This window comes from Pseudomonas sp. WHRI 8519 (assembly GCF_040224055.2).
Classification (GTDB): domain Bacteria; phylum Pseudomonadota; class Gammaproteobacteria; order Pseudomonadales; family Pseudomonadaceae; genus Aquipseudomonas; species Aquipseudomonas putida_X.
Genome location: NZ_CP167996.1, coordinates 4,662,321 through 4,685,457, shown reverse-complemented (window position 1 = coordinate 4,685,457; position 23,137 = coordinate 4,662,321). Strand labels below are relative to the sequence as shown.

At 58.8% G+C, this 23,137-nt stretch carries 28 protein-coding genes and 2 pseudogenes; 12 read left to right on the top strand and 18 right to left on the bottom strand.

Going from position 1 to position 23,137, the window contains the following annotated elements; translation table 11 throughout:
• Positions 1-19: 19 nt before the first annotated feature.
• Complete coding sequence (gene moaA, locus ABRP30_RS21345; RefSeq protein ID WP_241806009.1) at positions 20-1,024, bottom strand: GTP 3',8-cyclase MoaA; 1,005 nt, start codon at positions 1,022-1,024, stop codon at positions 20-22.
• A gap of 267 nt (positions 1,025-1,291) precedes the next feature.
• Between moaA and ABRP30_RS21340 the strand changes: the two genes are divergently transcribed.
• Positions 1,292-3,619 (top strand): FdhF/YdeP family oxidoreductase, encoded by a 2,328-nt coding sequence (locus tag ABRP30_RS21340; protein ID WP_349974695.1) that lies wholly within the window; start codon positions 1,292-1,294, stop codon positions 3,617-3,619.
• A 23-nt stretch (positions 3,620-3,642) separates the two neighbouring features.
• Here the strand turns inward: ABRP30_RS21340 and ABRP30_RS21335 are convergent, their stop codons facing one another.
• Positions 3,643-4,104, bottom strand: coding sequence for an Lrp/AsnC family transcriptional regulator (locus tag ABRP30_RS21335; RefSeq protein WP_241806011.1), 462 nt, complete (start codon positions 4,102-4,104; stop codon positions 3,643-3,645).
• A gap of 123 nt (positions 4,105-4,227) precedes the next feature.
• On the opposite strand from ABRP30_RS21335, the gene ABRP30_RS21330 reads away from it, so the two are divergent.
• The gene (locus ABRP30_RS21330; RefSeq protein WP_349974842.1) at positions 4,228-5,412 is read left to right on the top strand and encodes a PLP-dependent aspartate aminotransferase family protein; all 1,185 of its coding nucleotides are present in this window, start codon (positions 4,228-4,230) and stop codon (positions 5,410-5,412) included.
• Between the two features lie 68 nt (positions 5,413-5,480).
• Here the strand turns inward: ABRP30_RS21330 and ABRP30_RS21325 are convergent, their stop codons facing one another.
• On the bottom strand, positions 5,481-5,717 hold the full coding sequence (locus tag ABRP30_RS21325; RefSeq protein ID WP_267818042.1) for a YdcH family protein: 237 nt from the start codon (positions 5,715-5,717) through the stop codon (positions 5,481-5,483).
• 115 nt (positions 5,718-5,832) lie between these two features.
• On the opposite strand from ABRP30_RS21325, the gene ABRP30_RS21320 reads away from it, so the two are divergent.
• The 6 genes from ABRP30_RS21320 (at position 5,833) to ABRP30_RS21295 (ending at position 10,608) form a co-directional block, all read left to right on the top strand.
• Positions 5,833-6,198: a 5-carboxymethyl-2-hydroxymuconate Delta-isomerase gene (locus ABRP30_RS21320; RefSeq protein WP_267818040.1), complete on the top strand. Its 366-nt coding sequence runs from the start codon at positions 5,833-5,835 to the stop codon at positions 6,196-6,198.
• 103 nt (positions 6,199-6,301) lie between these two features.
• On the top strand, positions 6,302-7,435 hold the full coding sequence (rnd, locus tag ABRP30_RS21315) for a ribonuclease D (protein ID WP_241806014.1): 1,134 nt from the start codon (positions 6,302-6,304) through the stop codon (positions 7,433-7,435).
• Entirely contained in the window at positions 7,432-7,725 is a 294-nt protein-coding gene (locus ABRP30_RS21310) for a YcgL domain-containing protein (RefSeq protein WP_241806015.1), read from the top strand. Before rnd ends, ABRP30_RS21310 begins: the two co-directional genes overlap by 4 nt.
• 78 nt (positions 7,726-7,803) lie before the next feature.
• Positions 7,804-8,736, top strand: coding sequence for a D-2-hydroxyacid dehydrogenase (locus ABRP30_RS21305; protein ID WP_349974694.1), 933 nt, complete (start codon positions 7,804-7,806; stop codon positions 8,734-8,736).
• A gap of 172 nt (positions 8,737-8,908) precedes the next feature.
• Entirely contained in the window at positions 8,909-9,358 is a 450-nt protein-coding gene (locus ABRP30_RS21300; RefSeq protein ID WP_241806017.1) for a YcgN family cysteine cluster protein, read from the top strand.
• 41 nt (positions 9,359-9,399) lie between these two features.
• Positions 9,400-10,608: a hypothetical protein gene (locus ABRP30_RS21295; protein WP_349974693.1), complete on the top strand. Its 1,209-nt coding sequence runs from the start codon at positions 9,400-9,402 to the stop codon at positions 10,606-10,608.
• A 127-nt stretch (positions 10,609-10,735) separates the two neighbouring features.
• Here the strand turns inward: ABRP30_RS21295 and ABRP30_RS21290 are convergent, their stop codons facing one another.
• From ABRP30_RS21290 to ABRP30_RS21280, 3 genes are all read right to left on the bottom strand, one after another.
• Entirely contained in the window at positions 10,736-11,077 is a 342-nt protein-coding gene (locus tag ABRP30_RS21290; RefSeq protein WP_241806019.1) for a YgaP-like transmembrane domain, read from the bottom strand.
• Between the two features lie 104 nt (positions 11,078-11,181).
• Entirely contained in the window at positions 11,182-11,652 is a 471-nt protein-coding gene (locus tag ABRP30_RS21285; protein WP_039602101.1) for an RNA methyltransferase, read from the bottom strand.
• A 72-nt stretch (positions 11,653-11,724) separates the two neighbouring features.
• A complete protein-coding gene (locus tag ABRP30_RS21280; protein WP_012315716.1) occupies positions 11,725-12,096 on the bottom strand; it encodes a YajD family HNH nuclease in 372 nt (123 codons plus the stop codon).
• A gap of 131 nt (positions 12,097-12,227) precedes the next feature.
• Between ABRP30_RS21280 and ABRP30_RS21275 the strand changes: the two genes are divergently transcribed.
• Complete coding sequence (locus tag ABRP30_RS21275) at positions 12,228-12,506, top strand: hypothetical protein (protein WP_349974692.1); 279 nt, start codon at positions 12,228-12,230, stop codon at positions 12,504-12,506.
• Here the strand turns inward: ABRP30_RS21275 and ABRP30_RS21270 are convergent.
• Both ABRP30_RS21270 and ABRP30_RS21265 read right to left on the bottom strand, forming a co-directional pair.
• The gene (locus ABRP30_RS21270) at positions 12,503-12,970 is read right to left on the bottom strand and encodes a cyclic nucleotide-binding domain-containing protein (RefSeq protein WP_241806021.1); all 468 of its coding nucleotides are present in this window, start codon (positions 12,968-12,970) and stop codon (positions 12,503-12,505) included. The two genes, ABRP30_RS21275 and ABRP30_RS21270, sit on opposite strands and share 4 nt — an antisense overlap.
• 112 nt (positions 12,971-13,082) lie before the next feature.
• The gene (locus ABRP30_RS21265) at positions 13,083-15,125 is read right to left on the bottom strand and encodes a S9 family peptidase (RefSeq protein ID WP_349974691.1); all 2,043 of its coding nucleotides are present in this window, start codon (positions 15,123-15,125) and stop codon (positions 13,083-13,085) included.
• An 83-nt stretch (positions 15,126-15,208) separates the two neighbouring features.
• On the opposite strand from ABRP30_RS21265, the gene ABRP30_RS21260 reads away from it, so the two are divergent.
• Genes ABRP30_RS21260 through ABRP30_RS21250 form a run of 3 tightly spaced genes read left to right on the top strand, consistent with a single transcriptional unit; the run spans position 15,209 to position 17,022 of the window.
• Entirely contained in the window at positions 15,209-15,703 is a 495-nt protein-coding gene (locus tag ABRP30_RS21260; RefSeq protein WP_267818023.1) for an MFS transporter, read from the top strand.
• A gap of 14 nt (positions 15,704-15,717) precedes the next feature.
• Positions 15,718-16,491, top strand: a complete 774-nt coding sequence (locus ABRP30_RS21255) for a class II glutamine amidotransferase (RefSeq protein WP_241806024.1) — start codon at positions 15,718-15,720, stop codon at positions 16,489-16,491.
• Between the two features lie 9 nt (positions 16,492-16,500).
• The gene (locus tag ABRP30_RS21250; RefSeq protein WP_349974690.1) at positions 16,501-17,022 is read left to right on the top strand and encodes a DUF2937 family protein; all 522 of its coding nucleotides are present in this window, start codon (positions 16,501-16,503) and stop codon (positions 17,020-17,022) included.
• Between the two features lie 439 nt (positions 17,023-17,461).
• On the opposite strand, the gene ABRP30_RS21245 is transcribed toward ABRP30_RS21250, so the two are convergent.
• The 10 genes and pseudogenes from ABRP30_RS21245 to ABRP30_RS21200 all read right to left on the bottom strand — a co-directional run bounded on the left by ABRP30_RS21245 (position 17,462) and on the right by ABRP30_RS21200 (position 23,133).
• Positions 17,462-17,941 carry a hypothetical protein gene (locus tag ABRP30_RS21245; protein WP_349974689.1) on the bottom strand — a complete coding sequence of 160 codons (480 nt, stop codon included), beginning with the start codon at positions 17,939-17,941 and terminating at the stop codon, positions 17,462-17,464.
• A 34-nt stretch (positions 17,942-17,975) separates the two neighbouring features.
• Positions 17,976-18,128, bottom strand: coding sequence for a hypothetical protein (locus ABRP30_RS21240; RefSeq protein WP_349974688.1), 153 nt, complete (start codon positions 18,126-18,128; stop codon positions 17,976-17,978).
• A 92-nt stretch (positions 18,129-18,220) separates the two neighbouring features.
• Positions 18,221-18,748: an SMI1/KNR4 family protein gene (locus ABRP30_RS21235; protein WP_349974687.1), complete on the bottom strand. Its 528-nt coding sequence runs from the start codon at positions 18,746-18,748 to the stop codon at positions 18,221-18,223.
• A gap of 570 nt (positions 18,749-19,318) precedes the next feature.
• Positions 19,319-19,795, bottom strand: coding sequence for a hypothetical protein (locus ABRP30_RS21230; protein WP_349974686.1), 477 nt, complete (start codon positions 19,793-19,795; stop codon positions 19,319-19,321).
• Between the two features lie 32 nt (positions 19,796-19,827).
• Positions 19,828-20,516, bottom strand: a pseudogene (locus ABRP30_RS21225) (RHS repeat domain-containing protein); the annotation flags it as partial.
• 1 nt (position 20,517) lies between these two features.
• Positions 20,518-20,910: a DUF6531 domain-containing protein gene (locus ABRP30_RS21220; protein ID WP_349974685.1), complete on the bottom strand. Its 393-nt coding sequence runs from the start codon at positions 20,908-20,910 to the stop codon at positions 20,518-20,520.
• Between the two features lie 378 nt (positions 20,911-21,288).
• The gene (locus ABRP30_RS21215) at positions 21,289-21,849 is read right to left on the bottom strand and encodes a hypothetical protein (protein WP_349974684.1); all 561 of its coding nucleotides are present in this window, start codon (positions 21,847-21,849) and stop codon (positions 21,289-21,291) included.
• Positions 21,850-22,197: an AHH domain-containing protein gene (locus ABRP30_RS21210; protein ID WP_349974841.1), complete on the bottom strand. Its 348-nt coding sequence runs from the start codon at positions 22,195-22,197 to the stop codon at positions 21,850-21,852. It abuts the gene before it with no gap.
• 12 nt (positions 22,198-22,209) lie between these two features.
• A pseudogene (locus tag ABRP30_RS21205) lies at positions 22,210-22,516 on the bottom strand (RHS repeat-associated core domain-containing protein); the annotation flags it as partial.
• A gap of 89 nt (positions 22,517-22,605) precedes the next feature.
• Entirely contained in the window at positions 22,606-23,133 is a 528-nt protein-coding gene (locus ABRP30_RS21200) for a hypothetical protein (protein WP_349974683.1), read from the bottom strand.
• Between the last annotated feature and the right edge of the window lie 4 nt (positions 23,134-23,137).

Sequence of the window (23,137 nt, the reverse complement as noted above, 5' to 3'; positions counted from 1 at the left end):
GCGATCCAGAGACGGCGGGTCAGCCGCCGGTCATGTTCATGAAGCGCAGGATCTGCACATCGCCACCGACCTCGAAATGATGGCGATAGGGCTTGAGGTGCAGCGAATCGCGGATGGCTTTTTCCAGCCGCTCGGCATCACCCGGGTGGGCACGCAGCACCTGTTTGAGGTCCATCGAATGTTCATTGCCCAGGCACAACAACAGCCGGCCTTCGACGGTCAGGCGCACACGGTTGCAGGTGGCGCAGAAGTTGTGGCTGTGCGGCGAGATGAAGCCGACACGGGTGCTCGGCGCTTCTGCCAGGCGCCAGTAGCGCGCCGGGCCCTGGGACGACTCGGTCGATTCGATCAGGGTGAAATGTTCGGCCAGCCGCGCGCGTACTTCGTCACTGGAGCAGAACGACTCGCCGCGTTCGTGCTCGCTGATCACGCCCAGCGGCATTTCTTCGATGAAGGTGATGTCCAGTTCGCGGTCGATGGCAAAGCGCACCAGGTCGACCAGCTCATCGTCGTTACGCCCCTTGAGCACCACGCAATTGAGTTTGATGCGCTGAAACCCCGCGCGGCGGGCCGCGTCGATACCGGCAATCACCTGGGCCAGGTCGCCGGTGCGGGTCAGTTGCTTGAAACGTTCTGCATCGAGGCTGTCGAGGCTGATGTTCAGGCGTGACAGGCCTGCGTCGAACAGCGGCTGGGCCAGGCGCGGGAGCTGCGAGCCGTTGCTGGTCATGCACAGTTCTCGCAGGCCGGGCAGGGCGGCAATGCGCCCGCACAGGTCGACGATGCCCTGGCGTACCAGCGGTTCGCCACCGGTAAGGCGGATCTTGCGGGTGCCTAAGGCGACGAAGCGTTCGGCTACCTGGAACAGTTCCTCAAGGCTGAGGATCTGCTGGCGCGGCAGGAACTGCATGTCTTCGGCCATGCAATAGACACAACGGAAGTCGCAGCGGTCCGTGACCGACATCCGCAGGTAGTCGATTTTCCGGTTGAAGCCGTCGATCAGGGCCCGGCTGTTCTGTTCCACGTTCGCGCTCGGCAAGGGAGGGGGACTGGTTCCACGCTATAACCTGCGGTGTTCGCCGTCAAATTGCTTTGCCCGACCGTTTGATCAATCTCATCTATCACGGCCCACCGCGGTGCATGGCGCCAAGTGCACCCCATCATCGAAACGGCCTATCACCCCGTAAGACATTTCGATTGGACGGCACCCCGACTGTCTCCATAGGCTGGAAAAAAGCAGCGGACGACACGATCCGTTGCACTATTCGATGCCCGCGTGAGGATTGACCGCATGAGCCAGGACGAACATATCAGGGACTACAAGGGGCCTGCCGCCGGCTGGGGCGCGCTCAAGAGCGTGACCAAGAGCTGGCTGGGCAGTGACAACGCCTTCAAGAACCTGCGGGCCATGCTCAAGACCAACCAGAACGGCGGGTTCGACTGCCCCGGCTGCGCCTGGGGCGAGTCGCCGGAAAGCGACATGGTCAAGTTCTGCGAAAACGGCGCCAAGGCGGTCAACTGGGAAGCGACCGGTCGCTCGGTCGACCCGGCCTTCTTCGCCAAATACAGCGTAAGCGCGCTGAAGGACCAGACCGACTACTGGCTCGAATACCAAGGCCGCCTCACGCACCCGATGCGTTACGACGCTGCCACCGATCACTATGTGCAAACCACCTGGGAAGAGGCCTTTGCCTTGATCGCCCGGCACTTGCAGGCGCTGGATTCGCCCGATGAGGCTGAGTTCTACACCTCCGGCCGGGCCAGCAACGAAGCGGCATTCCTCTACCAGCTGTTCGTCCGCGCCTACGGCACCAACAACTTCCCCGACTGCTCGAACATGTGCCACGAGGCCAGTGGCGTGGGCATGTCGGAAACCCTCGGCGTAGGCAAGGGCACGGTAGTGTTCCATGACCTGGAGCTGGCCGACGCGATCTTCGTCATTGGCCAGAACCCCGGTACCAACCACCCGCGCATGCTCGAACCGCTGCGTGAAGCGGTCAAGCGCGGCGCCCAGGTGGTGTGTTTCAACCCGCTCAAAGAGCGGGGCCTGGAGCGCTTCCAGCACCCGCAGCACCCGTTCGAAATGCTCAGCAACGGCTCCGAACCGACCAATACCGCCTACTTCCGCCCAGCCCTGGGCGGCGACATAGCGGCCATGCGCGGCATTGCCAAGTACCTGCTGCAATGGGAGCGCGATGCCCAGGCCAAGGGGGAACCAGCGGTATTCGACCATGGCTTCATCGCCGCGCATACCAGCGGTGTGGACGCCTACCTGGCGGCCGTGGATGCCACCTCGTGGGACCATATCGTCGAGCAGTCCGGCCTGACCCTGGCCGAGATCGAGCTGGCGGCGCGCATGTACCGCAAGGCCGAGCGGGTGATCATGTGCTGGGCGATGGGCGTCACCCAGCACCGTCACTCGGTGCCTACCGTGCAGGAAATCGTCAACCTGCAGCTGTTGCGCGGCAACGTCGGCAAGCCCGGCGCGGGCCTTTCGCCAGTGCGTGGCCACAGCAACGTGCAAGGCGACCGCACCATGGGTATCGACGAGAAACCCAAGGCGGCGTTGCTCGATGCCTTGGAAAAACGCTTCCAGTTCCGCGTACCTCGCGCCCATGGGCATAACGCGGTGCTGGCGATCCAGGCCATGGAGCAACAACGCGCCAAGGTGTTCATCGCGCTGGGTGGCAACTTCGCCCAGGCGACGCCGGACACGCCCCGCACCCACGCGGCCATGCGCAACTGTGCGCTGACGGTGCAGATATCCACCAAGCTCAACCGTTCGCACCTGGTCACTGGCCGCGATGCGCTGATCCTGCCCTGCCTGGGGCGCACCGAGATCGACATGCAGGCCGGCGGGCCGCAGGGCGTGACTGTGGAAGACACCTTCAGCATGGTGCATATCTCCCATGGCCAGCTGCGCCCGCGTTCACCCCACATGCGGTCCGAACCCTGGATCATCGCCGGCATGGCCAAGGCCACGCTGGGCAACAAGCCCATCGATTGGGAATACGCGGTGGCCGACTATGGCCGTATTCGCAGCATGATCGCCGATGTCATCCCCGGTTTCGCCAACTTCAACGAGCGGCTGCAGCACCCAGGTGGTTTCCACCTGGGCAACAGTGCTGCCGAGCGCAACTGGCGCACGGCAACCGGCAAGGCGCGCTTCAGTGCCAGCCCGTTGCCCGAGCATCTGGTCAACGCCCAGGTGCTCGCCCGTGGCGACAAGCCGGACCTCATCCTGCAGACGATGCGTTCGCACGACCAGTACAACACCACGCTGTATGGGCTGGACGATCGTTACCGGGGCGTGTTTGGCCTGCGGGAAGTGGTGTTCGTCAGCGAGGCCGACATCCGCCGCCTGGGCTTCGAGCCGGGTGAGCATGTCGATCTGGTGTCGCTGTGGGAGGACGGTGTCGAACGCCGGGTGTCGGGGTTCCGCCTGGTGCCCTACGACATCCCCGATGGGCAGGCGGCGGCCTACTACCCGGAGACCAACCCGCTGGTGCCGCTGGAAAGTTACGGCGAAGGCACCTATACGCCGACCTCCAAATTCATTGCGATTCGGCTCGAGAAGGCCAAGGCGGGGAACCGCATCGAAGCGGTGGCGGCGCAGTGAAGGGGTGCTGAGGCTGGCACCGATCAGGGCCTGTGGACCGGGTAAGCCGTGGTGTATTTCATCTGTTCCATGGCAAAGCTGGACGTGATGTTGGAGAGCCCATCGGTGCTGGTGATCAGCTTTTTATAGAACCGGTCGTAGGCAGCGATATCGCCCACCACTACCCGCAGCATGTAATCCCAGTCCCCGGACATGCGATAGAACTCCATCACCTCCTCGAAGCCTTTCACCGTCTCGGCGAATTGCTCCAGCCAGGCACTGTCGTGGCGCTGGGTCTTGAGCTGGACGAACACCGTCAGGCCCAGGCCCAGGCGTTCGGGGTCGAGCAGGGCGACGCGGCCGAGGATGTAGCCATCCTCTTCCAGGCGCTTGACCCGCTTCCAGCAGGGGGTGGTGGACAGGTTGACGGCTTCGGCCAAATCCTTGAGCGAGAGCGACGCGTCGCGCTGGAGCAGGGTGAGGATGTGCTGGTCGAAACTGTCCATGGAAACCCGCTGGCGGTCAGTAAAATATTCCCCAGATTACCCCAACGATAGAAAAAATTCCCGCCACCACGGGCGTTGTGGCGGCAGGTGATTGTGCGATAGTTGCGCACTTACATCTGCCAAATGGGCCTGACCATGTCCGACAAGCCGCGCAATTTCGCCACCCGTACCATTCACGCCGGTGAGCAGTTCAGTGTCGCCGACAACGCGATCTTCCCGCCTATCTACACCGCCAGCTCGTATATCAAGCGCAGCCTCGATGACAACCCGGAATACGCCTACAGCCGGGTGGGCAACCCGACCCGGCATGCCTATGAAAGTTGTGTCGCGGCACTTGAAGAGGGTGTGGGCGCGGTGGCATGTGCCTCCGGTGTAAACGCCACCGCCACGGTGCTGGAGCTGCTCCCCAAGGACGCTCATGTGGTGGTGATGAACGGTGTGTACGGCGGCACCTTCCGCATTCTGGAAGACTACCGAGCACGCACCTCGGGCCTTACCACCACCTATGTCGACCTCAACGATGTGGCGGCCGTAGCGGCGGCGATCAAACCCGAAACCCAGTTGATCTGGATCGAGTCGCCGACCAACCCATTGCTGCACCTGGTCGACATCAAGGCGGTCTGCGACCTGGCTCGTGCGCGGGGTATTCTCACCTGCATCGACAACACCTTCTGCTCGCCGTGGAACCAGCGGCCGATCACCCTGGGTGTGGACCTGGTGATGCATTCGGCCAGCAAATACATTGGCGGCCACTCCGACCTGACCGGCGGCGTGGTGGTGGCTGCCAACGATGCCTTGCTGGGGCGCCTGCGCAAGATCAGCATGGCCGTGGGGGCGATCCAGGGCCCGTTCGACTGTTACCTGGCCTTGCGCGGCCTGAAAACCCTCGACGTGCGCATGGAGCGTCAGTGTGCCAATGCCCTGCAGGTGGCACGCTTCCTGGAAAGCCATCCGCAGGTCGAGCAGGTGTATTACCCGGGGCTGGAAAGCCACCCGCAGCACGCACTGTGCAAGCGCCAGATGCGCGCTGGCGGAGCGGTGGTGGCCATGAAGGTCAGGAACGGTGACCGGGCGGCGCTCAATCGCCTGTTGGAGGCCTTGCAGATATTTGTCCTGGCCGACTCGTTGGGTGGTGTGGAGAGCATGATCAACCACTCCTGGAGCATGTCGCACAATTCACTGAGCCCGGAACAGAAGGGGCTGATGGGCATCAGTGAGAGCGTGTTGCGGCTGTCGATCGGGATCGAGGATTACCGGGACTTGATCGAAGACCTGGACGGGGCCTTGAACGCATCGGCTGGCATGTAACGGTTGCAGGCCCTGTCGCCAGCGAGCCGGCTTGCCGGCGACAGGGCGGTTGATTCAGCAGAAAGCCATCAGGATTTCGGCGGATGAATGATTCGCTCGATCTTGTCCTTGATCAGCAGGCGCTCCTTGCGCAGGCGGTTGACGGCATCGTCGTTGGTGCCATTGCCTTCGGCGGCCACCACCTCCTTGTCTTTGGCGTTGTATTCCTTGTGCAGGGCATGCAGCGTCGGGTCCTTGTCTATCCGTGCCTGGAATGCATCGGCGGTAACGTGCAAGTCAGCGAGCAGATCATGCGGAACTGGCATTTCTTCACCTCTGTCAGGGTTGTCAGTAAGGTCCTGACCTTTGAGGATAGCCGCCTTTGCGCGGCTAGGGGACTGGGGTAGGCTGTCGCTTCCCCCAACGCCTGGAACCTGTGCCATGCCTCACCTGAACCTGGAATACAGCGACAACCTGCGCGAGCTCAATGTCGAGGTACTGCTGCTGCGCCTGAATCACGCCCTGGTCGGCAGCGGCCAGTTCGCCGATGAGGCAGACATCAAAAGCCGCGCCCAGGCGTTCGCCCATTACCGGGTGGGCACTGCGCCAGCCGAGCGGGCGTTCGCCCATGTGCGCCTGGCCATCCTCAGCGGGCGCCCGGCGGAGGTAAAGAAACAATTGTCCGCCAGCTTGCTGGAGGTACTGCGTGAGGCCATACCGGCGCAGGCTGGCCTAGACCTGCAACTGTGTGTGGAAGTGCTGGATATCGACCGCGAGCCTTACGCCAAGCATCGCTTGCCAGGCTGACCGGCAGCGCGAGCTACCCGGCGGCCGGCGCGGATGTCAGTCAGGTTTCACCCGCAGTGCCCGCGCCGTATATACTGCGCGCCAACGTTTGTGGGAGAGCCTCGTGGCCATCGAAATACACTGGATCCGTGACGACCAGACCCTGGCCGAACTCTGCCAGAGGTGGCGCACACTGCCCTTCGTGGCGCTCGACACCGAATTCATGCGGGTCGACACCTTTTATCCGAAAGCTGGCCTGATCCAGATCGGTGACGGCGAGCGCGCTTTTCTCATCGACCCGTTGCTGATCGGCAACTGGCAGCCTTTGGCCGACCTGCTGGAAGACAGCGGTGTGGTCAAGGTGCTGCACGCCTGCAGCGAAGACCTCGAAGTGCTGCTGCGCCTGACCGGCAAGCTGCCGCAGCCGCTGTTCGACACGCAGTTGGCCGCGGGCTACCTGAACCTGGGCTTCTCCATGGGCTATTCGCGCCTGGTCCAGGAAGTGCTGGGCCTTGAACTGCCCAAGGGTGAGACCCGCTCGGACTGGCTGCAGCGCCCGCTGTCGGACACCCAGATCAGCTACGCAGCCGAAGATGCCGTGCACCTGGCCGAACTGTTTGCCGCCCTGCGCCCACGTCTGTCGGACGACAAGTACGCGTGGGTGCTGGAAGACGGTGCCGAACTGGTCGCGGCCTTGCGCCGCGAGGTCGAGCCCGAAACCCTGTACCGCGATGTGAAGCTGGCCTGGAAGCTGGGCCGCCAGCAACTGGCGGTGCTGCGTGAACTGTGCGCCTGGCGCGAGCGTGAAGCACGCAGCCGCGATGTGCCGCGCAACCGCATTCTCAAGGAGCACTCGCTGTGGCCGATGGCCAAGAACCAGCCGGACAACCTGTCGGCCCTGGCCAAGATCGACGACATGCATCCGCGCACCATCCGCCAGGATGGCGCCTGCCTGGTCGAGCTGATCAAACGGGCCGCCAGCCTGCCGCCTGAGCAATGGCCGGCGACGCTGCCCGAGCCGCTTCCTATCGAAGCGGCCGGCATCCTCAAGCGCCTGCGCGCCATCGGCCAGGCCGAAGGCGAGCGTCTGGGCATTGCCCCGGAGCTGATGCTGCGCAAAAAGGCCCTGGAAGCCCTGCTCAAGAGCGGCTACCCCAATGGCCCCTATCAACTGCCCGATTCGTTGCGCGGCTGGCGCCGTGAGCGGATGGGCCAGGCCCTGCTGGACGAACTGGCGGGCGCCGGAGAAACCCGATGAAACGTATCTGCTCGATCTACAAGAGCCCGCGCAAGAACGAGATGTACCTCTACGTACTCAAGGCCGAGGGCCTGGAGCGCGTGCCCGAGGCGCTGCTGCCGTTCTTCGGCACGCCCGTACATGCCTTCGACCTGGTGCTGAGCCCCGAGCGCAAGCTCGCCCGCGAGGACATTGCCAAGGTGCTGGACAATCTTGATAACCAGGGTTACCACCTGCAGATGCCACCGGCCGAGGACGAGTACATCGAACATTTGCCGGAAGAACTTCTGCGCCGTAACGACCCGGTCTGATCCGGCCACGATCCCTCCACACCCTCAGGTAGCCCGCATGCCGGGCCGCCTTCGTTGTCTGCCAAGGTTGTCACTTTGATGCGCGTTCTGATCGCTGAGCAGGATCATGCCAACTATGCCCGGCTGCTGGCTGGCGCGGCCCCGGACCTGGAAATCCTGACCAGCGGCGATTCCGCCGAGCTGGCCTTGCAGGCACCCCAGTGTGCGGTCTGGCTGGGCCAGCCAGACTTGCTGGCAAGCCTGCTGCGCCAAGGCCACAAGCCGGCCTGGATGCAATCGACCTGGGCCGGCATCACGCCCTTGCTGGCCGATGGTCTGCCGCGTGATTACCGCCTGACCCGTGCGGTCGGCATCTTTGGCCAAGTGATGGCCGAGTACATGCTCACCTACATGCTGGGGCACGAGCGCGAAGTGCTGTCTCGCCTGGTGAGCCAGGTAGAGCGCCGGTGGGACGACCGCCCGGGGGGGACGCTCGAAGGGCGCAAGGTGTTGATCGTGGGCACCGGCGATATCGGCCAGCGTGTAGCCGAATGCCTCTTGCCGTTTGGCGTGACCCTGTATGGCATCGCCAGCACGCCCCGCGAGCAGGCGCCGTTCGTCGAGGTCGCCGGGTTGGCTGATTTGCCGCGGATGGTCGGGCAGGCCGATTACGTGCTCAACCTGTTGCCGGATACGCCGGCAACCCATGATCTTTATGATGCCGCACTGTTCAAGTGTTTCCAGCCCAGCGCGCTGTTCATCAATGCCGGGCGTGGTGTGGCGGTGGTCGATGCCGACCTGGTCCAGGCGCTGAAGCAGGGCGACCTGGCGGGCGCGGTGATCGATGTGTGCCGGCAGGAGCCGTTGCCGCAGCGTCACCCGTTCTGGACCGCGTGGGGGTTGTTGCTGACCGGGCACAGCTCGGCACCGACTTCGCCAGCGGCGATGGTACGGTTGTTTGTCGAGAACGTGCGGCAATACCAGGCAGGGCAAGGTTTGCGTGGCGAAGTGGATTTCGCGCGGGGCTATTGAACTGCAGCCATAGGGCACTGACAGGCGGTCTGGCATTGCCCAAGGCCAGGCTCTAGACTGGCGCCGCCATGGCGCCACGCTCAAAACCACAGAACAAAGCCGTATGCGCCGCAATTTGCCTGGAGCCTCCAACGTGAAGCTTGGCGCAGGCCCAATGCAGGAAACCCGTGTGATGATCGCTGAAAGCGCGCCGTTCTGGCGGCGCAAGACCCTCGAACAACTCGACCCGCAAGAGTGGGAATCGCTGTGTGACGGCTGTGGCCTTTGCTGCCTGCAAAAGCTCGAGGACGAGGACGACAACAGCGTCTATTACACCCGTATCGCCTGCAAGCTGCTGGACATGAACACCTGCCAGTGCAGCGATTACCCCAACCGTTTCGCCCAGGTGCCCGATTGTATTCAGCTCACCCCGGGCAAGGCTGACCAGTTCAAGTGGCTGCCGAGCACCTGCGGGTATCGCCTGGTCAGCGAGGGCAAGGACCTGCCGGCCTGGCACCACCTGGTCTGTGGCGATCGCACCCAGGTGCATGAACAGCGCATTTCCCAGTCCGGGCGTATGCTCAGGGAGCAGGATGTGGACGAAGACGACTGGGAAGACCACCTGATTTTTCGCGCCAGCTGAGCGGCACCCTCCGTCGCCTCTGGGGAACAAGGAGTTTCTGTATGCGTTGCCAGCTGTTGCTCCTGCTGGGCCTCGTGGCCTGCTCGCCGGCCTGGGCGAAGAAAGTCGACCTCGACTATCAGGTGCGGCTGCTGCCTGCCAATGGCCAGGCCGAAGTGCGCCTGACCCTGGCAGACGGCAGTGCCGTGCGTAGCCTGGACTTCGACCTGGGCAAGCAGGGGGCGTACAGCGGCTTCCAGGCGGACGGCCAGTGGCAGGTGCAGGGGGAGCGCGGCGTGTGGCACCCGGCGGCGGGCAAGACCAGCCTCAGCTACCGGGTCAAGCTGGACCAGAAGGTGCGCAGCGGCGCCTATTCCTCACGCATCACGCCCCACTGGGCGTTGTTCCTGGGTGACCAGCTGGTGCCACCGGCACGCCTCGACCAGCAAGACGGCACCGAACTGGTCGCGCGCCTGTCGGTCGACCTGCCTGAGGGCTGGAAAAGCATCGAAACCTCCTGGCCGCGTATCGGCAAGGACAAGTTCCGTATCGACAACGTGTCGCGCCTGTTCGATCGCCCGACTGGCTGGATGCTGGCCGGCGACCTTGGCAGCCGACGTGCGCGCCTGGGCGAGACTGACGTGACGGTGGCGGCACCGGTAGGGCAGGGCATGCGCCGCATGGACAGTCTCACCCTGTTGACCTTCGTCTGGCCGCACCTGCAGGCCGTATTCCCCCGCGACCCGGCAAAGTTGCTGCTGGTGGGGGCACGCGATGGCATGTGGCGCGGAGCAATGTCAGCGCGGGGCTCGCTGTACCTGCACAGCGCGCGGCCCATGGTCAGTGAGAGCGGTAACAGCCCGTTGCTGCGTGAACTGGTGCAGCTGTTTGCGCAGATTCGTGTGAGTGCTGACAGCGACTGGCTGGGCCAAAGCCTCAGCGATTATTACGCCAACGAGTTGCTGCGCCGGGCGGGGGGTGTGAGCGATGACCGCTATCAGGTGTGGCAGGCGCGTTTGCAGAAGCAGGGTGCCAAGGTCAGCCAGCTGCGTGGTGAGCGGGCAAGCCCGGCCCAGGTTGCCCGTGGGGTGTTGCTGCTGCAGGCGCTGGACAAGGAAATACGCATCCACACCCAGGCCAAGCGCTCGCTGGATGATGTGACGCAGGCGCTGATGCGCTTGCCGAAGGTGAGCACCGAGGAATTCGTGCAGATCAGTGAGAACGTGCTGGGGCGCCGATCCGAAGTGTTGCAGAGCAAGGCGTTGCGTTAGCGCCAGGCTGGCTCAGCCGGCCCTGTCGCCGGCAGGCCTGCTTCCACTTCTGCCACACCGTTTCAACGGTCAGGGCAGTGAGGGTGGGTGCAGGCTTGCCGGCGACAGGGCCCGTACAAGCCGCTGATCAACTACCCGTGAGCGGGTCTTTGCCCGTTACCGTCACCCCCTCCGTCGCCGCCTCGGCACTGCGTTTGAGCGCCTCCAGCTCGGTGGCACTGCGTTCGATGTCCGAGCGCAAACGGTGATATTCCTGTCGATGCTTCTGCCACCAGGCCTTGGTCGAGCAATGCCCACTGACCCCGCGCGCCACCGCAATGCCACCGACCACCATCTGCAGTAGCCCGACCAGCCCGCCGTGGCGCATACCCTTGGTGAACATCAGCGCACCACCGGCCAGTGAACCGACCCGCTCCAGGCCCTGTACGTTATGGTCCGGTGACGCCGTAGTGGAATGAATATCGAGCATGGCAAGCCCTCCATCTGAAGTGTAAGCAGCTGACCAGAGGGTTGCTGCACACGTTCAGTCGGTTTGCCAGGTGGTCACATGTGCCCATGCCGGCAGGGGCTGCGCTATTTGAACTTGGGCCCCGAGCGGGTATTGAGGCCCTTGGCCAAACGGTCGTACAACACCACGTTCACCGTCGCGGCCAGGTTCATGCAGCCTTCGGTGGGGATATAGATGGTTTCTTCGCACCACGCGCGCACGTTCGCATCGAGGCTGCCGTCTTCCGGCCCGAAGATGTAGATGGCGCGATCAGGGTGGGTGTATTCAGGCAAGGGCCGAGCACCTTCCACCAACTCCACTGCAACGGGTGTGCAACCCAGCGGGATGATGCGCTGCAGGTCGTCGATGCCGATTAACGGAATATCGTAGTGCACGCGCTTGGTGTCAGTGACGAAGTCGCGGGCGCGCTCGTAGCGCTTGCCGGTGTAGAACACCGAGTTCACGCCGTAGCAACCCGCTGCGCGCATCACCGAGCCTACGTTCTCTGCAGATTTTGGGTTGAACAGGCCGATGCAACTGTACCGTTTGTTAGCCACGTGCCGGGGCCCTTCGCAAAAAAAGCGCGATTATACGGGCTCGCCGGCGGCAGCGGGGGGCTCTGTCGACAGTCAGTCTTTCTTCAGCAAGCCAGCCAGCCCGGCGAACGGGTTGTGCGTGGCCTTGGCAATGCTCGGGGTGCTGGTGGAGCCTTCGCTGAAGTACTGCTGGTCGGTATAGCGCGAATGCTCATTGTCGTGGCAGTACAGGCACAGCAGCTCCCAGTTGGAGCCGTCCTGGGGGTTGTTGTCATGGTTGTGGTCACGGTGATGAACGGTCAGCTCGCTCAGACGCTTGCCGGCGAACTCACGGGCGCAACGGCCGCACACGTGCGGGTACATTCTCAAGGCTTTGTCGCGGTAGCCCATCTCTTTGTCGCGCTTGGCGTCGGCGAGGATACGGTCGAGGCGGGCGGTGGCGGCGGACGTGGATGCCGAACTCATGGTGTTTCCTTTGTTCTGATCAGGCAGGTAACGGTTATGCCAATGAGTCTAGCGCGCTTGCAGGGCAAGCGGACAGGCGAAAACGCGTATTAAGGCGTAGCCTGTAGAAATGTTCAGACAGGAGGTTGCTGATGTTTCGTGCGATCCTCGCCGCGCTGCTTTTAGCCGGCCTGCCCTTGGTGCAGGCCGCCGGCACGCCGCCACGTATCACCACACCGGTGCCGGGAGCACCTGGCACAGCAACGCCCACACCGTACCCTCAGATTACCCCCAGCACTGCCCCCAAGGCCTATGACAGGCAGCCCGGCGCGCCGCTGTTGCCGCCCATTCCGCTGCCAGGGCCGCCGAAGGATCAGCCACTGCCTGGGTTGCGCACCGAACCTGACAAGCCGGCTGCGAAGGATAATTAAAGCGCCAGGCGCTGCCCGTCCTGCATCCGTAGGCGTTTCGACAAGGCTACGGCCAATGCGCGGATGATCCGTGCGGCGATGCGTGGGGCTTCGTTGAGCATCTTTTCCAGCGAATCCTTGCCCAAGGTCAGCAGCAGGCAGTCGCTGGCAGCCATGCAACTGGCCGAGCGGCGCTCGCCGTCCAGCACAGCCATTTCGCCGAAGGCGCGGCCACTGCGCAGCGTGGCGATCTCCACTTGGGCACCGTGGGCGTCGGTCTTGCGCACTGAAACCACCCCCCGGTGCAGGATGCACATGAAGGTGCCGGCATCGCCTTCGTTGAAGATGGTTTCGCCTTCGACCAAGGTGGCGAGGCTGAAGTAGCCTGCGGCGGTATGGAAGTCACCGGGCTGCAAGGTATCGAACAGGTCGCAGTCCATGAGCATGTCGCGGATTTCGGCGCTGAGATGGGTCTGGTCGGGCATGTGTCGTTCTTCTTGGCGGGTGTTGTCCGAAAGTTCTGAGGCCGCCCTGATCGTCGGCTTGCCGGCAATCAGGGCCATTGGCCCTCGAAGCTATGACAACGAAAAGCGCGTTTTAAACCACGCCCAGCTCATTGAAGACGAACGCATACTCCAGTGCCACGTCTCGCAACCCCTGGTAGCGCCCGCTCATACCGCCGTGGCCGGCTCCCATCTCGGTCTTGAGCAGCAGCAGGTTGCTGTCGGTCTTGAGTGTACGCAGGCGCGCCACCCACTTGGCTGCCTCCCAATACTGCACGCGGCTGTCGTTATAGCCAGCCACCACCAGCATGGCCGGGTAGGCCTGGGCGCTGACATTCTCGTAGGGCGCGTAGGCCTTGATCCGCTCGTACACCTGTGGCTCTTGAGGGTTGCCCCATTCGTCGTACTCGGTGACGGTCAATGGCAGGTCGGGGTCGAGCATGGTGTTGAGCACGTCGACGAACGGCACTTCGGCGATGGCGCAGCGGAACAGCTCCGGGCGCAGGTTGAGCACGGCACCGATCAGCAGGCCACCGGCGCTGCCGCCACTGATGGCCAAGCGGTCGGAGGCTGTCACGCCCTGGGCGATCAGGTGCTCGGCGCACGCGATGAAGTCGCTGAAGCTGTTGGGCTTGTGCTCCTGCTTGCCGGCGCGATACCAGGCTTCACCCAGCTCGCCGCCACCGCGCACATGGGCGATGGCAAAGGCCACACCGCGTTGCAGCAGGCTCAGGCGGGCATGCGAGAACCACGGGTCGAGGCTCTCGCCGTACGCACCGTAACCGTACAGGTACAGAGGTACCGTCTTGCCCTGGTCTTGTTTGCGGCGTACCAGGCTGATCGGCACCTGGGTGCCATCGGCGGCGGTGGCCCACAGGCGTTCGCTGACGTAGTCATCGGCATCGAAATCGCCCAGCACCGGGGTTTGCTTGAGCACCGCCTGCGCGCCCGTGGCCAGATCCAGCTGACGCACCTGGGCCGGGCGGTTGAGCGCCTCGTAGCGCAGGCGGATGCGCGTGCTGGCGAACTCCAGGCTGTCCTGCACGTACAGGCTATAGGCCGCGTCAGGCAGTTCGACGCGGTAGGCCGGCGCGCCTTGCGGGCGCACTTCGATGATCGGTAGCCCGCCTTCACGCAGGCTCAAGGTGAGGGCGCTGGCGTTGAGGCTCAGGCCTTCGAGCATGACCTCGTCGCGGTGTGGTACCAGCACCTGCCATTGCTCACGGGTGGGCACCTGGTCTGCCGCTGCCTGGTACAGGGCGAAGTTGATACCGTCCTGATTGCTGCGGATGAACCATCGCCACTGGCCATCGAGCTGGCCGTGGTCGGGGAAGTACTCGTGGCCCTCGGCGCGCGGTACCAGGCAGGTGAATGCCGCCCGCGGCGTTTCAGCGTCCAGCACCCAGGCTTCGCTGGTGGTCTTGCTGTTGAGCAGCAAAACCAGCTGGCGCTCAGAGCTGGCGCGGTAACAGTGCAGGAAAAAACGCCCGTCCGGCTCTTCGAATACGGTCTGCGCGCCAGTTTCGCCCAGCGTGTGACGGCGCAGCCGCCACGGGCGGTGGGTATCGTCCAGTTCGGCGAAGAACAGCGTCTGGCTGTCATTGGCCCAGGTCAGGCTGCCGTCGCAGTCGTCGAAGGGCAGGGCGGTCAGGTTGCCGCTGGCCAGGTCCTTGACGTACAGGGTGTAGACCTCGTCGCCGCTGGTGTCGAGGCTGTAGGCCAGCAGGCGGTGATCGGGGCTGACGCTGAAGCCGCCAAGGGCCAGAAAGCCGCCGTTGGCCAGGGCGTTGGGGTCGAGCAGCAGCTGTTCCTGGCGTTCGTCCACTGTGTTGCTGTCATCGGCAGGCCGTGGGCAGCGATAGTGGCGCGGGTACTCATCGCCCGCTGTGGTGCGGGTGTAATACAGGTAGGGGCCCCAGGGGGAGGGCAATGACAGGTCAGTTTCCAGGATACGGCCCTTGATCTCTTCGAACAGCTGTTCGCGCAGGGGCGCCTGGTCGGCCAGGCACGCTTGCTGGTAGGCGTTTTCGGCCTGCAGGTACTCAAGCACCTCAGGGGTGTCGCGCTGTTGCAACCAGGCGTAGGGGTCGGCGGCCTGGTCTTGGCGGGCGATGGGGGGCTGGAGCGCGTTGGGCATCGGGGATCTCTTGGCTGGGGGGGCGCCTGCGCCCGGAAAAGTGTTTATCATAGGCAACTCTTTGCCTGGCTTGCACGATCACCATGACCGAGAACGACTATACCCTCGCCTGGGGCCTTTACGCTGTTGCTGCCCTGGGTTGTCTCTGGGTGGGTTTCAAACTCACTGGCTGGATGTGGCGCTGGCTGCGCGAGCCGCTGCGGGTGATCCTCGCGGTCCTGTTATTGACCCCGACCGTCGTTGACCCCGGTAAGGATGCCATGGCCCCGGCCATCGCCATCACTGCCCTGGACGTTGCCTTCAAGGTGGGCAACAACGCCTGGCGCGCGGTATCGGATTTTGCCATGTACGGCCTGATCGCCTTTGGCCTGTACCTGGCCTTCGTGCTGCTGCGCTGGCCGCTGGAAAAGCGTGCCCGCGAGCGTCGCGAGCAGCAGGAGGCCGCAGCCAAGCGCCTGGCTGCCGAGGACGACCCAGTGGGCGTCGGGGCACCGCTGGCCGCCGAACGCGGTGACCGTTACCGCAATGACCCACCGCCTGCCGCGGCTTCTGGTGGCCGGGTCGAGCCACGTCTGTAAGCGGAGGCAGCACCATGTGCGAACTGCTGGGCATGAGCGCCAACGTCCCCACCGACATCGTCTTCAGCTTCACCGGCCTGATGCAACGTGGCGGCCGCACCGGCCCGCACCGTGACGGTTGGGGCATCGGTTTCTACGAAGGTCGCGGCCTGCGACTGTTCCAGGACCCGGCAGCGAGCAGCGAGTCGGAAGTCGCCAACCTGGTGCAGCGTTATCCGATCAAGAGCGAAGTGGTCATTGGCCATATCCGCCAGGCCAATGTGGGCCAGGTGTGCCTGTCCAATACGCACCCGTTCGTGCGCGAAATGTGGGGCCGTAACTGGTGCTTCGCCCACAACGGCCAGCTAGGGGCGTTCCAGGGTGAGGCAACCTTCTACCGGCCAGTGGGTGACACCGACAGCGAAGCCGCCTTTTGCGACTTGCTCAACCGCATCCGTGCCGCTTTCCCTGAGCCGGTCGCGGTGGAACAGCTGCTGCCGGTGTTGGTCGAAGCCTGTGCCGAGTACCGCGGCAAGGGCGTGTTCAACTGCCTGCTCAGCAATGGTGACTGGCTGTTCTGTTTCTGTTCGACCAAGCTGGTACACATTACCCGTCGCGCCCCCTTTGGCGCGGCGCGGTTGAAGGATGTCGACCTGATCGTCGACTTTCACACCCAAACCACCCCCAATGACGTGGTCACGGTGATTGCCACCGAGGCCTTGACCGAGAACGAGACCTGGCGGCGCTACGAACCGGGCCAATGGGGCCTGTGGCGGCACGGAGAGTGCGTTACGCAAGGCCAGAGCTAAGGACGCTGCATGTTCAGAAGTTACCTGCGGTTGCTGCTGTTCACCTTCGGCCTGCTGGCCGGTATCCAGGTGCCTGGGCTGGTCAAGGACTACAGCCAGCGGGTCGAGGCGCACCTGTTCGAATCGCGCCAGGCACTCGATGGCTTCAAACAGACCGCCGAACGTTTCTTCAAGGGCGATTTGCAGGCGCTGGTGCGGCATTACCGCAGCAGTGACGATGTGGTGTTCAACAGCGATGCCAACAGCATCGAAAGCCTGCTGATCCGCAACCAGATGCTCGAGAACGAATGGCAGGCCTTGCAAGGCTCGTGGGTCAGCCGCACCTGGCATGTGCTGGTGCAGCCTGATCCGCAGATGCGCGACGAGACGCTCAAGGGGTACAGCTATCAGATTCTCCTGGTGCCGGAGGCGATTGGCTGGGGCGTGGGGGCAGGGTTTGTGCTGGCGTTTGTCGTCGAAAGCCTGTTGCTGGGAATTGGCTGGGTGATTCTTGGTGGGCGGCGTAAGGTGGTTAAAGAGAGTTGGCGTTGATCCATAGTACTTCCAAAGTTACCGGATCAATTGCCTTCTTTGAGTGGAATTTTCAGTTAGCTATGGTACGAGCTGTCAGTCTTTGCCCTATGGCGTCGTAGTCAAAGCTATTGGTGAGTTTGCCCCATGTGCGGTAGATCTCGCGGTGCAGATTGGCGCGCTCCATGTCGCTGATGACTTGGCCGTCCTGTTTCAACTAGAGCAGGTGAACGCTGCCGTAGTACCGGTGGTTGACCTTGCGTCCGCTTTGCAGGCCGAGTATTGGCGGTTCGCCCCCTAAATTAGCCCATGTAGTCATATCATAATCCGAGACGCTATTGTCGCTAGGCAACATGAAGCACCAAGTGTTGGACGCTTCTAGGCTCATGCCGCATTCCTTGCAGCCAAAACATCCAACCGCCTACGGACACCACAGCAACCAACTGTTTAAACGAAAAACTTAGATGGCAATGATTCTATCCTTTGAATACCCCACAGGCCACCTTCCTGAAAAGTACAGATCAATGACTTTGGACCAGGCGCATTTATCACCATAATAAGATTCAGATACATATTGTCTAAACGCAAAGCATGCAGCATTCCGTGCGGCAATGCTAAAGTCATGCGGCCCACAAACGAACGTGTACTTTGGAGTGCTTTTAATCGATTGCATCACTGCTTTACTAACGCTGAGTCGCGAATCCACTAACTCTTTGGGTGGCTTAGGAAACACATTGAAAGGATCCTGTTGAGTAGGCGAAGTCGGAAGCCACTCAAGATCCTTGTAACAACCTTCAAAATCGCTTTTAACAGGCTCTACAAAAACCTTAGATATACTTTCCACATAAATCACTCCACTTTTCAAATCCGAGGTGCAGCCCATTTTTGAAAAAAATTCAGTGCGCTCCACTTCATCAATTAACTTATCAACATCAAACATATCACATTCTCATGTCGGTTATTGTACCCTTCACTTAGGCGGTCCGAAGCGTCATAGGCAAAGGGTAGGCCGCGCTGTTTTCGTTGACCAGCGCAGTCAGGCGAATCGCTTTGTCGTACTCGTAACGAATCCACTGCCCTTTGGCATCCTGGCGGCTGCTGGGCAGGCCACGCGAAGTACGTTGCAAGCGCGTGGTCTGGGCACGACTGATACGATAACGCGCACTGCACCATGCAATGGCCCGCCAACTCTCTATCATTACGCCGCATGACCAACAGGCTAGATAATATCGAAATGAATGCCGGTGGAAGCAAAACGACTGGGTAGTGAGCTCGAACTTAATCGACCCATGAGCAATTTCTCGAGCACGGCAGTCAAAGTACCTTTGAAATATTCAACTTCTGGCGATCTAGAGGCAATAATCGCCACCTGCCACTCGTCGCTATTCTGCCTCGAGGTCACAACCCAAAAAATGTAATCCCCATTATCCGTTACTCCTACCGGAATTAGTCCATTCTCTACAGGATAAAGAGGGTAGTTAAAATAATCCCTATCAGACGTTACCAAATCATTAAAATTACCTAAAACTAAACTAAATTGATCAAAAAAGTTAATGTCTTCATTTTGGCTAAAAGGATTAAATACAACCAAAAAATCCGCTATCCTCCCTGACCCATATACATTTATGAATTCAACATAGTCCGACGGGAAAAACATTCCATCAATCATTGGCCACTGTTTCCCTGCACCTGCGTCATTAGGTGTGATAGGAGGCCGCAATACTGCAAGAAGATTATTTGTTGACATGATCGCATCCCTGGAAGTTTCAGAGCTGTAACATGCTCAAAAAGACCCCGTCCCCTCCGCCTTGACAGTAATCCCGGCTGGAATCCTTGAGGTACCGTGGTAAATAGGTGCTATATTAACATCCACAACCTGACCCTGCTCCAAAGCCTTACGAATCCGCCCCTAAACTGCACACATAACAGGTGTAATAGCCGGTCGCTGCTGGATAGTAATTAGGTTTCTGACATCATCTCCTGAGCCGCCTAGCTGACGGCCCAATCAGTGGCCGCGAGCCCTGTTTGGCCCTGCTCCGGCAATGAACCCTGGAAGCTGTATGCCAGGTTTCCATGTATACCTTAAATTTGCATCGAGTCGCGCTTTCGTAGGTTTTGATATCCTCGCGCGCGGCAATGAGATCGACAAAATCCCTATTGCAGATTTAAAAGGATCTCAATCAATCGGGCGTTACCGCCCCACATATATTATCTCCTATTTTAAAGAGCACCACCTCTATTTGGCTTGTAGAAAAACAAATTTTTTAGCGCTAAAGCGCATCCAATTAAGTATCATCCGCCCCATCCTGCCACGATTTCACTTAACGTCGACAAAACCTATAATTTGACCAGCATATTTTTTTGCATTTGGAATTCTAGATTTTTTTAAATATTCAAGCAGAGGCTCGAACCCTTTGATAGCCAAAGCGTACTCTATGGTATTGGTAACCAAAAAGCCTTGCGAATACTTGCCTACTTTGATTGTTTTGCTTCTCTCATCATCAGGGGGAGCCAGTCCCGGAGAATACTCTTCATCATCTTCATCTTTGGAAAGTGCAGACATTTTAATTATGGAATATTGTTTTATGGCGTCATATTTTTCGCTCATAAAAACCATTACATCTTGAGTGCTTAGACCCGCTCTAGCTAGCTTCGCTGCATCGAGCCTTACGAAGACCTCAGCATATTCTGACTCGATCTCAGTTTTAGTGACGCTAGTTAACTCTGAGATCATTTTTTGATAGAGCTCAGAGCCAACAATTTGCACCAAATTCCAATTAGCTTCGGTCACCATATATCAACTCCTTTGATAATGCGAATTAGATCTTACCCTGCGTGTCTAAATTGGTCTACTACCTCATGCTCCCACGGAGTAAGTGCCAGCAAGTTAGACGGATCATGTACCCCCGCGCCACCCACTCGCTGCGGGATATCATTATGATGTAACTCCATACTCATTTCTTTTATGGAAATCTTATCTGATTTTCGGGAAATTACTTCTATCGTCATTTTAGGAGCTTTACCCTCCGCCATCCGGGCTAGGTTTGCTGGAGAGTGTGTACGGATTGGAGCTTTAGCTTCCGCTTTCCAATAGTTTTTACGGCCAGTGCTCCAGCATTCCCACCCCCAGGGATCAATCCATCCAGTCGGACTCGGAACGTAGCGATAGAGATTAAAGCCACCATCTAAACGAATTGGATCTTGAGTAACGAAACGTTCAACTCCAGAGTCGTAATACCTAAATGTGTTGTAGTGCAAGCCAGTTTCAACATCAGAGTACTGCCCTTGGAATCGCAGATTCTGCTGGACTTTATTGACCGTCAGCTGCTCGATCGCGCCCCAAGACCGCTATGTGGCCTGCCAGACAATCTCACCCTCGCTATTGCTCATTTCTAGGGGCGTGCCGATCTGATCGGTGTGGAAGTAGTAGACTTTCTGCTCTTCTCCTTCCGCCTGGTCAACCCGTGCCAACGGCCCATAGCTACCCCCGGCTCATAGACATACAGGATGCTCTGCTCAGTCGACCGAGTGGGGCTCGTAATGCAGGTGCACCCGCACACCGCCGGGCGCGCTGATGTCGGTCAGGTCGCTGGCATAGAAGCGTGACCACTCGATTGGCATCGCCCTTGGCAGGACGGAATCCGTTTCGTTGGCCAGCAATTTGCGGCCAGTTGTCATATCTACAGGGTTACCGGTGAAACCGCCGATCGCACGTTCTATGTCCGGGCCAACGATGAAGCGCCCGGCAAGGTCAAGGTAGCTGCCCGCGATCCTCGCGCCTATTGGCGCAGCAAGATTGAGACAAGGCAGCTGATAAATTAAAACGAGGCTGACCTTGACCGACTTTAAGCATAAGGCCGGAGCCAAAAATAAAGAAGTGACTGCGGCAAAGTTGGCAGCCACTTCCACATCTAATCGTCGATGTTAATGTGCCTAGACCTGGGCAGTCTTTACACATTATTGCAGTCGTAAATTAAAGCCACTATTAGTCAATTTAAACTTTATAAGTAATTACTCACTATCACTAACCAGCTCCTTAGTCGCGCCACCATCAGTCGACCAAACCAAACAGGCAGGCATCTAAATCTTAACACCATTAATTTATCCGGCGAGACTTACAATGTAAGGGGTCGGATAATTTACCGCCCCACAGTTCTCACTTTACTTAACAGACGCTAAAAATTATAAGAATTTGCTCATAACCAGCTTCTAAAGACTAAAAGGCCTCTCCTACGCCACCCTCCCTTAAGGGTGGAGCTTCATTTGCCCAAAAACTTTGTGCATCACTTAAAGCCCATCTAGATTCGAGACGAATCGAACGCCTTTGACTGATTCCGCCTCCAGATCCTGTGCAAGGCGATCAGATAAAACAACATTAAATCTACTCTCAGACGCTCTAAAAATGTCGAAAGTTGGCAGCTTATTCAAAAGTGAAATTTTTTTGAATTTTTTTGGCCCATTTGGCATGGATTTTATAAGCGGAACATAAGTACAGTTGTCCATGTCAAAAGCTAGATCCGCATTGAGAATGTTTAGCACAAAATACTCACCAACAACCTGGTTATTAATTTTAATTTCGGCAGGTAGTAGCTGTATATCTTTAGGGCATTTATCTCTCAAGAGCTTAGCTAAATGTGCACTAACTACATCAGGACCGTCACTAAAAAGATAATCATAACTTTTTATTGACGCAATGCTAACTTTCCCTTTTGCAGTGAAGAGGACTGGGGCACCATTACCATGGATTTCTTTACCTATTGAAAACTCCATATGGTCCATGTTGGTTTCATGATCATATTTAATCCAGTAGTTTTCCGGATAGTTATCGGCTGGTACCAAAATTTTCATCTAGCAAACACCTCTGATCGAGTTTTTGTTCAGTTTTATTTCGCCACGCCTGAGCCCTTGACGGTTTTCACTGATCACATCTTTCACCGCTGAACGGTATTGCTCCTTGGTCAACCCCTGTTCGCGTCCAACCAACTCGATTTCGTTCAGACTATTGCGGACCTGCGCGTTGTAGGTAGGATGAGAGCCGCGATGAATAGTCCTTGTTGGGTGACCTTCCTCGTATTTAGGCAAGTAAATAATATTCTGCGAGGCATGGATATTCAAACCAGATGTTTTCAACACAGGGTGGTCGACCAGTTGCTGCGGGATTATATGATGCTTTTTGAATCCTGAAATCCCGGGCATAGTATTATAGGTAGCTAATCCAGTAGGATCGAGCCAAGCTTGCGGGTTTGGACCATATTGATAAAAATTAAATCCGCCCTCTAATCCTATTGAATCTTGTGTAATAAATCGGTCTATCTCAGATTGGTAATATCGAAAGGTATTCTAATGCAGTCCGGTTTCGGCGTCGAAATACTGTCCTTGGAGACGCAGATTTTGATCAACCTCATTCACAGCCAAGTGCTCAATCGCCCAGCAGCGAACGATATGCCGCCTGCCAAACAATCTCACCCTCACTTATCCTCATTTCTAGAGGCGTGTAGGCCTGACCGGCGTGGAATATAACGCCCGTTACAGCATAGCAACCAGAAATTACAGCGTAATATGCATCCCACACCCAAAAACAATCGCCATAGACAAAACGAAAAGCTATCGAGACCAATTAATTTCTAGTGGGTCAGGTTTAATGAGCGCTAAAAAAACTTTCTGCTTCTCATATTTAGCATCAACAAGGTTCTCTCCTAAGTCGGACTCGCTAAAGCTCATAATATAATCCAGTCTGTTGATCACGTTCTCAGAGCAAGCATGGAAATAATTTTCACTGTCAGTCAATACACCTTTCACAGCAAAGGTCGCTGCAGCAAGATAATCCGTCACACCCTCAGATGCATTGATATCTGACTCACTGACAGCATCTATATCCCAATCCAATGCCTCTAAAAACTTCAAATCGCACTGCAATAAATCTAAGTCGTAGTCATTAAGCCACAACTTCCTTGTCAGGGCGATAACCCTCTCCTTGGCAGAGGGGCCCAACTCCATATCAAAATAGCTAATTAACACCGACTCCGTCTCGAAGTAATACAAGCACCATGCACTGAATTTTGCTTTCTCATCAAGATCAAGCACTCTTAGTGCATCTGTAATTATCTGTTTTCTCTCGGATGGAAATGCCATTTCT

Bases quoted from the DNA above. Each gene is read 5' to 3' on its own strand.
- ABRP30_RS21335 (WP_241806011.1), bottom strand. From the start codon at position 4,104: ATGGACAGTTTCGACCAGCACATCCTCACCCTGCTCCAGCGCGACGCG.
- ABRP30_RS21200 (WP_349974683.1), bottom strand. From the start codon at position 23,133: ATGGCATTTCCATCCGAGAGAAAACAGATAATTACAGATGCACTAAGA.
- ABRP30_RS21275 (WP_349974692.1), top strand. From the start codon at position 12,228: ATGTTTCGTGCGATCCTCGCCGCGCTGCTTTTAGCCGGCCTGCCCTTG.
- ABRP30_RS21320 (WP_267818040.1), top strand. From the start codon at position 5,833: ATGCCTCACCTGAACCTGGAATACAGCGACAACCTGCGCGAGCTCAAT.
- ABRP30_RS21290 (WP_241806019.1), bottom strand. From the start codon at position 11,077: ATGCTCGATATTCATTCCACTACGGCGTCACCGGACCATAACGTACAG.
- ABRP30_RS21280 (WP_012315716.1), bottom strand. From the start codon at position 12,096: ATGAGTTCGGCATCCACGTCCGCCGCCACCGCCCGCCTCGACCGTATC.
- ABRP30_RS21295 (WP_349974693.1), top strand. From the start codon at position 9,400: ATGCGTTGCCAGCTGTTGCTCCTGCTGGGCCTCGTGGCCTGCTCGCCG.
- ABRP30_RS21255 (WP_241806024.1), top strand. From the start codon at position 15,718: ATGTGCGAACTGCTGGGCATGAGCGCCAACGTCCCCACCGACATCGTC.
- ABRP30_RS21250 (WP_349974690.1), top strand. From the start codon at position 16,501: ATGTTCAGAAGTTACCTGCGGTTGCTGCTGTTCACCTTCGGCCTGCTG.
- ABRP30_RS21330 (WP_349974842.1), top strand. From the start codon at position 4,228: ATGGGCCTGACCATGTCCGACAAGCCGCGCAATTTCGCCACCCGTACC.
- ABRP30_RS21245 (WP_349974689.1), bottom strand. From the start codon at position 17,941: ATGTTTGATGTTGATAAGTTAATTGATGAAGTGGAGCGCACTGAATTT.
- ABRP30_RS21300 (WP_241806017.1), top strand. From the start codon at position 8,909: ATGATCGCTGAAAGCGCGCCGTTCTGGCGGCGCAAGACCCTCGAACAA.
- ABRP30_RS21325 (WP_267818042.1), bottom strand. From the start codon at position 5,717: ATGCCAGTTCCGCATGATCTGCTCGCTGACTTGCACGTTACCGCCGAT.
- ABRP30_RS21260 (WP_267818023.1), top strand. From the start codon at position 15,209: ATGACCGAGAACGACTATACCCTCGCCTGGGGCCTTTACGCTGTTGCT.
- ABRP30_RS21265 (WP_349974691.1), bottom strand. From the start codon at position 15,125: ATGCCCAACGCGCTCCAGCCCCCCATCGCCCGCCAAGACCAGGCCGCC.
- ABRP30_RS21215 (WP_349974684.1), bottom strand. From the start codon at position 21,849: ATGAAAATTTTGGTACCAGCCGATAACTATCCGGAAAACTACTGGATT.
- ABRP30_RS21235 (WP_349974687.1), bottom strand. From the start codon at position 18,748: ATGTCAACAAATAATCTTCTTGCAGTATTGCGGCCTCCTATCACACCT.
- ABRP30_RS21230 (WP_349974686.1), bottom strand. From the start codon at position 19,795: ATGGTGACCGAAGCTAATTGGAATTTGGTGCAAATTGTTGGCTCTGAG.
- ABRP30_RS21270 (WP_241806021.1), bottom strand. From the start codon at position 12,970: ATGCCCGACCAGACCCATCTCAGCGCCGAAATCCGCGACATGCTCATG.
- ABRP30_RS21210 (WP_349974841.1), bottom strand. From the start codon at position 22,197: ATGCCCGGGATTTCAGGATTCAAAAAGCATCATATAATCCCGCAGCAA.
- ABRP30_RS21305 (WP_349974694.1), top strand. From the start codon at position 7,804: ATGCGCGTTCTGATCGCTGAGCAGGATCATGCCAACTATGCCCGGCTG.
- ABRP30_RS21310 (WP_241806015.1), top strand. From the start codon at position 7,432: ATGAAACGTATCTGCTCGATCTACAAGAGCCCGCGCAAGAACGAGATG.
- ABRP30_RS21340 (WP_349974695.1), top strand. From the start codon at position 1,292: ATGAGCCAGGACGAACATATCAGGGACTACAAGGGGCCTGCCGCCGGC.